Consider the following 7,716-nt stretch of genomic DNA (forward strand, 5'->3'; position numbering starts at 1 on the left):
GCTTTTCTACTATGCACGAGAAACGTATTTACCTTCACCAGTGTTGATGATAAGCATTTCGCCTTCGTTAATGAAGATTGGTACTTGTACAACAAGACCAGTTTCTAATTTAGCTGGTTTTGTTACGTTAGAAGCTGTGTCACCTTTAATACCAGGCTCTGTTTCTGACACTTTTAATTCAACTGTGTTCGGAAGTTCAACACCAAGTACTTCATCTTGGTATGTCATAATAGATACTCCCATGTTTTCTTTTAAGAATTTTAATTCGCGCTCGATTTGGTTTTCGCCAAGTTCGATTTGCTCATAAGTTTCGTTATCCATAAATACGTGAGACTCACCGCTCGCGTATAAGTATTGCATACGACGGTTTTCGATGTGTGCTTTTTCTACTTTTTCACCTGCACGGAATGTTTTCTCTTGAACAGATCCTGTGCGAAGGTTACGTAGTTTAGAGCGAACAAATGCAGCACCTTTACCTGGCTTTACGTGTTGGAAATCCATTACTTGCCAAAGGGCATTGTCCACTGAAATTGTTAAACCTGTACGAAAATCGTTTACTGAAATCATGTAAAAAAATCCTCCTGTGTATTACAAAATAATAAGTTCTTTTGGTGATTTCGTTATTACTTCATTACCTTCACTTGTTACAATGATATCATCTTCAATACGTACCCCGCCAACACCTGGAATATAAATACCTGGTTCTACTGTTACAGCCATACCTGGTTCAAGTACTGTATCAGAACGGAACGCTAAACCTGGTGCTTCATGGATTTCAAGACCGATTCCATGACCAGTAGAGTGTCCGAAGTATTCACCATATCCTTTTTCCGTTATGTAATCACGCGTTAATGCATCAGCCTCACGACCCGTTAAACCAGCTTTAATACCGTTCACACCACGTAGTTGTGCTTCTAAAACGATATTATAAATTTCTTTTAATTTATCAGATGGTTCACCGACTGCAATCGTACGAGTAATATCAGAGCAATATCCTTTGTAATAAGCGCCGAAGTCTAATGTTACGAAATCTCCTTTTTCTATCACTTTTTCAGATGCCACGCCGTGCGGTAATGCCGAACGAAGACCTGAAGCAACGATAATATCAAACGAAGAAGATGTTGCTCCTTGTTTTCTCATGAAAAATTCAAGTTCATTTGACACTTCAATTTCAGATACTCCCGGGCGAATGAATGATAGAATATGCTCAAAGGCAGCATCTGCAATCTGTGCAGCTTCCTTTAATATCTTAATCTCTGAATCAGTCTTTATCAAGCGTAACTTTTCTACAAGCCCAGAAGTTGGGATGAATTCAGCTTCGATCGCTTCATTATGCGTTACGTAAGAGCTATATGTAAGAGTATCTTGCTCAAAGCCTAGCTTTTGAATTCCAAGTTCTTTAACTTGTTTCGCAACTTCATCCAGAATTAATCCTGCATGCTGCACTATTTCGTATCCAGCCGCTTGCTTACTAGCTTGCTCTACATAACGGAAATCTGTAATAAATAGAGCACGCTCTTTTGAAATTAGTACAACACCAGCTGTTCCTGTGAAATTCGCCATATATCTACGGCTATGTTCATTCGTTAATATGATACCGTCAATACCAGCCTCATCAAACGCACTTCTTAATCTCTCGATCTTTTCCATCACTTTATGCCTCCCTCAATTTCTCCATTAATGCAAATAACGCTAGCTTATAACCATAAAAACCAAATCCAACAATTTGTCCCGCACAAACAGCCGCTGTCACAGATTCATGACGAAACGACTCACGCTGATGAATGTTAGAAATATGTACTTCAATAACTGGAATCGAAACACTTGCTATAGCATCCCGAATCGCGTAGCTATAATGCGTAAATGCACCCGGATTTAGAATGATTCCTTCATATATGTCATCAGCCTCATGAATAATATCAATAATAGCTCCTTCATGATTCGATTGAAAACATTCTAACTCCACTCCCACTTTCTCTGCTTCTTGTTTCATATCTGTTTCAAGCGTCGCTAACGTTCCTTTTCCGTATACATTTACTTCCCTAACGCCAAGACGATTTAGGTTAGGACCGTTTACGAGGAGTAACTTTTTCATTTTCTTAAAACTCCTTAATATTAAAGAATGTCTATACGACATTTTAACATAGGAATCACTTATTTGAATAGTTTGTCTTCTCGATCCCTTCTCCTCTATTTGTATTATTCGATTCGAATGCTACAGAATACGAAATAAAAACACCATATAATATAAAGATACATACTGTCGTTACAATTGTTTCTTTCGGTAAATGGAGTGCACTTTTAATAACTGGTGCCATTAGCCCCATCCCCAAAAATAATAATGCCCACCAAAATAAACCGTACAGTACGCCAGGTAATACTCCTTCAAACTTTTTAAAAAGAGCTTTATAGAGAAATGCCACTAAAATTGAAAGAAGTCCCATACAAACGATACCTAGTACATTCCCCCAAACCCCTTCTTTCCAATCTCCAAATGCAAACGGTAAAAGTAAATAGTTAGGGCCAGCTTCTGTAAATGAGAATATATGAAGAAAATACCATATACCTCCCCAAAATAAGCCACCAAATAAACCAATTTGTACAAAATTTCTTATTGTTGAATGTTCTTGATTCACATTGACACCTCCGCTCAATAGTATGCCCGAAACTATTTTGAAGCATGTTTAAATCCTGCAAAATTTGTCTATAAAAAGAATAAGAAATGTCCGACTCTCGTAACATTTTCACTTGTCATCTACCTGTATTTGTCGATAAAATAAAGGAAACTCGGTGATTGTCTTATTTCAAGATGACAGAACCAAGTATGACAATTGCCTCTTTTTCTACATAAGAGAGAAACAAATACAGGTTGGTGTTAACATGGCAGAAGAGTCAAAACAAATATATGGCGGGCAGGCAGTCATAGAAGGAGTTATGTTTGGCGGTAGAGAATATACTGTTACAGCGGTTCGTCGTAAAGATAAATCGATTGAATTTTATCGTTTACCACGCGTTCGTAATAGAGCATTATCTCTACTAAAGAAAATTCCATTTTTACGAGGTATTGCCGCTATTGTGGATGCAAGTGCGAATGGAGCGAAACATTTAAACTTTGCTTCAGAACGATTTGATGTCCACCCAGAAGATGATGAACAATTTGCAAATAAAAAAGAAGAACAATCAAAATTAACGATGGTATTAGGAGTTGCAGCAGTTGGCGTTTTATCGTTCATATTCGGTAAAGTAATTTTCACAGCAGTTCCTGCACTTTTAGCTGAATTAACGAGACCGATTTTCCCATCTCATACAGGGCAAATCATTGTCGAAAGTGTCATTAAGCTCATGCTATTATTGAGCTATATATACTTCATTTCTTTAACCCCACTTATTAAGCGGGTATTTCAGTACCACGGTGCGGAACATAAAGTAATCAATGCTTATGAGAATAATCTTCCACTAACTGTAGAAAATGTTCAAAAGCAAACTCGCCTCCATTATCGCTGTGGCAGTAGCTTTATTATATTTACGGTCATTATTGGAATGTTTGTCTATTTCCTCGTCCCTACAGATCCGCTTTGGGCAAGGGTAGTAAACCGAATTTTATTAATTCCGGTTGTTCTCGGTATTTCTTTTGAAGTATTACAATTTACCAATCGATTACGAGATGTCCCTGTTTTACGAGTACTTGGATATCCAGGATTATGGCTGCAACTATTAACAACGAAAGAACCAACAGATGATCAAGCGGAAGTTGCAATCGCATCGTTTGAAGAATTATTACGTTTAGAAAACAAACAATAATTATTTAAAAATGGTGTTCAACTCCTTTCCTCATCGTTAATATACTAATTTTAATATATGTTTTTAGGAGGTGTCCCTTATGAACGGTCGTTCGTTTACATTCGCTATATTTGTGCTTATTATCGGATTAGCAATATTCGGCCTTGTTTCATCTGTTATTACAGATCCAATGGGAGTATTAAGAAATATCGGGTACATGTTACTTGTTGTCGGTATCTTTTATTTGCTATACAAGATGTTTACAAATTCTAGTGGTTCTGCAAATTCGCAAAGCTCATATAAGCGCGCTGCAAAACAATCGAACCGCAAACACGGGAAACAAAACGTAGCACCCCTAAGCAATTCTTTCTTGAAACGAAATGCTTCTGATGACAAGGAAAAAAAGGGTCATTCTCCATCGTTGAAAAGAAAAAGAAAACAATCTCACCTAACTGTCATTGAAGGTAAGAAAAACAAAAAGAAAGACCGTGCTTCCTTTTAGGAAATACGGTCTTTTTTTATCCCTGTTGGTACAGGGCTAATAATCAGTGGAAAATGAGCCTCCCTACTGATTAAAGTTTCACTTTATATGTTGAAGCACTTCTTTCAAACTTTTTTCTTTCATACTTTCGATACGAAGGTTATGGTTTTCAAATTGTAAATTTCTTGTCACATCATTAGGTACGACGACACATTTTAATCCTGCTGCAACCGCTGCTTTCAATCCATTTAATGAATCTTCAAATACAACAGCTTCTGACAGTTCAATTCCTAATTCTTCTATCGCAACTTTATAAAGGGCTGGATCTGGTTTTACCTTCTCTACATCTTCTCTCGTTTTAATCACTTCAAAATAATCTCTAATTTGTAGCTCTTCTAAAAAACGAACGACCCACTCCCTAGATGAACTAGAGGCTAATGCGATTTTCAATCCAAGTTCTTTCGCTTCTTCTAAATATTCTTTTACCCCATCACGCGCTTTTGGTATTTTCATTTTCTCTTTATGTAAAGTTGTTACTTTTTCCTTTAATGCATGCTCGTTAAATTTTTCTTTTAATTGCTCTTTTAAATATGCATAAAGCACTTCATCTGTCGTTCCAATACATTTTGCAAACTCCCCTAAAGGTAACTCGCCGCCGTATTCACGAACAGCATCTCTGAAAGAGTGAAACCATATTGTTTCTGTGTCCACAATTAATCCATCAAAATCAAAAATAATTGCTTTCATTATTCTCCCGTCCTTTTCGATTGAAATAAAAAAGGAAACGCCACACGTTCCCCTTAATTACTTTTCTCTTCATTTGCTTTTTGAACACCACGAAGTGTTTCTACTCGAACTTTATCTTGTTCAAAGTATTGTACTAAATCACCGATACGGTCAATTGATTCCCAACTTAAATGATGTTCAATTCCTTCTACATCATTATAAATTTTGCTTTCATCCACACCGATAATGCGCATAAACTGTTCTAACAATTCATGACGATATACGAGACGTTCTCCGATTTTTTTACCTTTTGATGTTAATACAAGCCCTCTATATTTTTCATAAATTAGATATTCGTCTTTGTCTAATTTTTGTACCATTTTTGTTACAGAGGATGGATGTACACTAAGCGCTTCAGCAATATCAGATACACGGGCATAACCCTTTTCATCAATCAACAAATAAATTTGTTCAATATAATCTTCCATACTAGGGGTAGGCATCGGTTTCCTCCATCCAATTTCATTTTGCTTATTCCGTACGAAGCAATCAATAAAATGATACACCAGAAAGAATAACGTGACAAGGTGGAAACGAGCCTAAATATATAAAACAAAAAAAGAATCCATATTCGCATACAGATTCCCCTTATGTAAAATATTGAATTTCTGCATCAGGAAAATACTCATGTATATAACTTCTTATTGTTGCCTCCAGCACTTCTGCATCACCCTTTTGATATACATATTTCCCAATACCGTATCGTCCCCATTTATATTTCCGCTTCTCTTCATCCATTTCAAGTTTCGTATTCGGATAACGCTCTTGAATAACTTTTTTGGCTGGTTTCGTAAAACGATGTTGAATTAATTCAAATGTTAAATTTGGTATCACCATATCTTTCAACTCATTGTACAAGCGCTCAAATAATTCATGGTATCCTTCTTCCCACCCTTCATGCATATAAATTGGTGCAACAATAAAGCCAAGTGGATAATTAGCTCCTGCTACTTTACGTGCCGCCTCAATTCGCTTTTCAAACGGTGATGTCCCCGGCTCAAAATTTTTAATCACATAACGTGAATTAATGCTAAATCGAAAACGTGTTTTCCCATTATGCTTTGCATCTAATAAATGATTGACGTGTGAATATTTCGTAACGAAACGTAAACGTCCATATTCACTTTCTCCGATGAACTCTATCGCCCGCTTTAATGCATGTGTTAAATGATCAATTCCAACAATGTCTGATGTACACGCCGCTTCAAATCTTGTTATTTCAGGGGCCCTTTCATCCATATATTGCTTTGCCTTCTCAAATATTTCATCTAAATTCACATACACCCTTACGTAAGGTTTACTCCCAAGTGTCGTTTGCAAATAACAATAATGACAATGTCCCATACACCCTGTTGCAAGCGGGATTGCATATTCAGCTGACGGTTTTGACGTATCAAACTTTAGCGTCTTCCTCACCCCAACGACAAGTGTCGCCTTTGCATTACGATACTTTTGCAAATCATTTTCGCCTGGTAAATTTCTAATTTGATTATGTGATGTCGTTTCACGAATTTCTAATCCCATCTTCGTAAATTTCTCATACAGCTCTTTTCCAAGCGGATATTCGAGTGCCCTCGGTTCAAAGTAAACGAGTTTTGGCATAAACGGTTTCATATACTTCCCTCCTCTCGTTAGTATGGGAAACAAAGAAAAATTAACACACATTAAAGTTTTCCACTTCAGTAACTTGCGTTGCAAGTTACTGAATGTTATAATTTGGATAACAGCTACCTTGCAAGGCAAGTTACCTGGATAAAAGGTGGTGAAATCATGCACAGTCAAATGTTAAAAGGTATACTAGAAGGTTGCATTCTATATATCATTTCACAAGAAGAAGTGTACGGATATGAACTAAGTACAAAATTAAATAAATACGGCTTTACATTCGTAAGTGAAGGAAGCATCTATCCTTTATTGTTACGCATGCAAAAAGAAAAACTTATTGAAGGTACATTAAAGGCTTCCTCTCTTGGACCAAAGCGAAAATATTATCACGTAACTGATAAAGGATTAGAACAGCTTGAAGAATTTAAAAAAAGCTGGGGAATGGTTTCAACGACGGTAAACAACTTATTACAAGGGGAGTGATAGGGATGAAGGCGAAAGATATGGTTGAATTGAACAATAAAAAACGAGAACTTCTAACAACTGAAAACGAATCTGCTTACGGTGATATGTTAGTATATCTTCGATTATCTAACGTACCCGCGCAACAAATGGAGGAACTTTTACTAGAAATATTAGATCATCTTATCGAAGCACAAACAGAAAATAAAAATGCTTACGACATCTTTGGAGATGATTTACAATCTTATTGCGATGAACTTATATCAGCTTCACCAACCCAAACAAAGCTAGAAAAAACTTCTTTAATTGGATTTTCTATTAGTTTACTTCTTGCTATACAGTTTGGAATCGATGCACTTGTTTCGACTTTCATTTTAATCTTCGGGAAGAATATCGAACAATTAAGCCCAGCTTTTAGCATCCCTGGAACCACTTTGTTCGTTTCACTTATTATACTAGGTATACTTTTCATCTTATATTTATTAAAACGCTACTCTTTTGATCAAACGATGAATTGGAAAAGAAGGATTCTATTTGGATTCGCATTTGCTACTCCATTTTGTTCAGCTGTATTTTTAAATATCTATTTTAAAAAACAACCT

The 7,716-nt window shown here is 36.3% G+C and carries 11 protein-coding genes; 4 read left to right on the forward strand and 7 right to left on the reverse strand.

The genetic code is table 11. The features are described from left to right. Window positions 1-9: 9 nt before the first annotated feature. From efp to ACFWDE_RS04860, 4 genes are read right to left on the reverse strand one after another with little or no spacing between them, the layout of a single operon-like run. Entirely contained in the window at window positions 10-567 is a 558-nt protein-coding gene (gene efp, locus ACFWDE_RS04845; RefSeq protein WP_002145789.1) for an elongation factor P, read from the reverse strand. A 21-nt stretch (window positions 568-588) separates the two neighbouring features. Next, window positions 589-1,650, reverse strand: coding sequence for a Xaa-Pro dipeptidase (gene pepQ, locus ACFWDE_RS04850; protein ID WP_002111768.1), 1,062 nt, complete (start codon window positions 1,648-1,650; stop codon window positions 589-591). A gap of 4 nt (window positions 1,651-1,654) precedes the next feature. Continuing rightward, a complete protein-coding gene (gene aroQ, locus ACFWDE_RS04855) occupies window positions 1,655-2,095 on the reverse strand; it encodes a type II 3-dehydroquinate dehydratase (protein ID WP_002145788.1) in 441 nt (146 codons plus the stop codon). A gap of 55 nt (window positions 2,096-2,150) precedes the next feature. Continuing rightward, on the reverse strand, window positions 2,151-2,636 hold the full coding sequence (locus tag ACFWDE_RS04860; protein ID WP_377890444.1) for a YqhR family membrane protein: 486 nt from the start codon (window positions 2,634-2,636) through the stop codon (window positions 2,151-2,153). A 244-nt stretch (window positions 2,637-2,880) separates the two neighbouring features. On the opposite strand from ACFWDE_RS04860, the gene ACFWDE_RS04865 reads away from it, so the two are divergent. Together ACFWDE_RS04865 and ACFWDE_RS04870 are read left to right on the forward strand one after the other, a co-directional pair. Further along, a complete protein-coding gene (locus tag ACFWDE_RS04865; RefSeq protein WP_377890446.1) occupies window positions 2,881-3,801 on the forward strand; it encodes a DUF1385 domain-containing protein in 921 nt (306 codons plus the stop codon). A 79-nt stretch (window positions 3,802-3,880) separates the two neighbouring features. Continuing rightward, window positions 3,881-4,282, forward strand: a complete 402-nt coding sequence (locus tag ACFWDE_RS04870) for an SA1362 family protein (RefSeq protein WP_002145785.1) — start codon at window positions 3,881-3,883, stop codon at window positions 4,280-4,282. Between the two features lie 78 nt (window positions 4,283-4,360). On the opposite strand, the gene ACFWDE_RS04875 is transcribed toward ACFWDE_RS04870, so the two are convergent. The 3 genes from ACFWDE_RS04875 to splB form a co-directional block, all read right to left on the reverse strand. Further along, entirely contained in the window at window positions 4,361-5,008 is a 648-nt protein-coding gene (locus ACFWDE_RS04875) for an HAD family hydrolase (RefSeq protein WP_377890449.1), read from the reverse strand. 53 nt (window positions 5,009-5,061) lie between these two features. Then, entirely contained in the window at window positions 5,062-5,490 is a 429-nt protein-coding gene (mntR, locus tag ACFWDE_RS04880) for a transcriptional regulator MntR (RefSeq protein WP_071747095.1), read from the reverse strand. A gap of 145 nt (window positions 5,491-5,635) precedes the next feature. Continuing rightward, window positions 5,636-6,661: a spore photoproduct lyase gene (splB, locus tag ACFWDE_RS04885; RefSeq protein ID WP_377890451.1), complete on the reverse strand. Its 1,026-nt coding sequence runs from the start codon at window positions 6,659-6,661 to the stop codon at window positions 5,636-5,638. A 156-nt stretch (window positions 6,662-6,817) separates the two neighbouring features. On the opposite strand from splB, the gene ACFWDE_RS04890 reads away from it, so the two are divergent. Beyond that, entirely contained in the window at window positions 6,818-7,135 is a 318-nt protein-coding gene (locus tag ACFWDE_RS04890; RefSeq protein WP_377890453.1) for a PadR family transcriptional regulator, read from the forward strand. A 5-nt stretch (window positions 7,136-7,140) separates the two neighbouring features. Then, on the forward strand, window positions 7,141-7,716 hold a 576-nt coding region (locus tag ACFWDE_RS04895; RefSeq protein WP_377890455.1), incomplete at its 3' end, for a DUF1048 domain-containing protein.

It is taken from the genome of Bacillus sp. NPDC060175 (assembly GCF_042728695.1).
Lineage (GTDB): Bacteria > Bacillota > Bacilli > Bacillales > Bacillaceae_G > Bacillus_A.

What these genes read in the sequence shown, in the direction of transcription:
- ACFWDE_RS04870 (WP_002145785.1), top strand. Translation starts at nt 3,881, where the DNA reads ATGAACGGTCGTTCGTTTACATTCGCTATATTTGTGCTTATTATCGGA.
- mntR (WP_071747095.1), bottom strand. Translation starts at nt 5,490, where the DNA reads ATGCCTACCCCTAGTATGGAAGATTATATTGAACAAATTTATTTGTTG.
- efp (WP_002145789.1), bottom strand. Translation starts at nt 567, where the DNA reads ATGATTTCAGTAAACGATTTTCGTACAGGTTTAACAATTTCAGTGGAC.
- ACFWDE_RS04875 (WP_377890449.1), bottom strand. Translation starts at nt 5,008, where the DNA reads ATGAAAGCAATTATTTTTGATTTTGATGGATTAATTGTGGACACAGAA.
- ACFWDE_RS04890 (WP_377890453.1), top strand. Translation starts at nt 6,818, where the DNA reads ATGCACAGTCAAATGTTAAAAGGTATACTAGAAGGTTGCATTCTATAT.
- splB (WP_377890451.1), bottom strand. Translation starts at nt 6,661, where the DNA reads ATGAAACCGTTTATGCCAAAACTCGTTTACTTTGAACCGAGGGCACTC.
- pepQ (WP_002111768.1), bottom strand. Translation starts at nt 1,650, where the DNA reads ATGGAAAAGATCGAGAGATTAAGAAGTGCGTTTGATGAGGCTGGTATT.
- ACFWDE_RS04865 (WP_377890446.1), top strand. Translation starts at nt 2,881, where the DNA reads ATGGCAGAAGAGTCAAAACAAATATATGGCGGGCAGGCAGTCATAGAA.
- aroQ (WP_002145788.1), bottom strand. Translation starts at nt 2,095, where the DNA reads ATGAAAAAGTTACTCCTCGTAAACGGTCCTAACCTAAATCGTCTTGGC.